Origin of the sequence: Halomonas sp. ND22Bw (assembly GCF_003011945.1) — a bacterium.
GTDB lineage: Bacteria > Pseudomonadota > Gammaproteobacteria > Pseudomonadales > Halomonadaceae > Halomonas > Halomonas halophila.
The window spans coordinates 1-231 of sequence record NZ_PXWD01001905.1 but is presented as its reverse complement, the minus strand read 5'-3'; the positions used below and the strand labels follow the sequence as shown (position 1 = coordinate 231).

Annotated in this window: 1 pseudogene; it reads right to left on the bottom strand. The window is 65.4% G+C overall.

From position 1 onward, the window contains the following. Positions 1 to 231 (bottom strand): annotated as a pseudogene (locus CVH10_RS24895) (dihydrolipoyl dehydrogenase); the annotation flags it as partial.

The window sequence follows — 231 nt, the reverse complement described above, 5'->3', positions numbered from 1 at the left end:
CGCCGCCGAAGCTCATGGTGATGGCGGCCTCGTGGATCATTTCGCCGGCCTGCGGGCCCATGATGTGGACGCCCAGCACCTTGTCGGTCGCGGCGTCGGCCAGAACCTTCACGAAGCCGTCGGTCTCGTGGTTGATCTTGGCGCGGCTGTTGGCGGCGAACGGGAATTTGCCCTTCTTGTACTGAACGCCGGCGGCCTTCAGCTGGTCCTCGGTCTGACCAACCCAGGCCA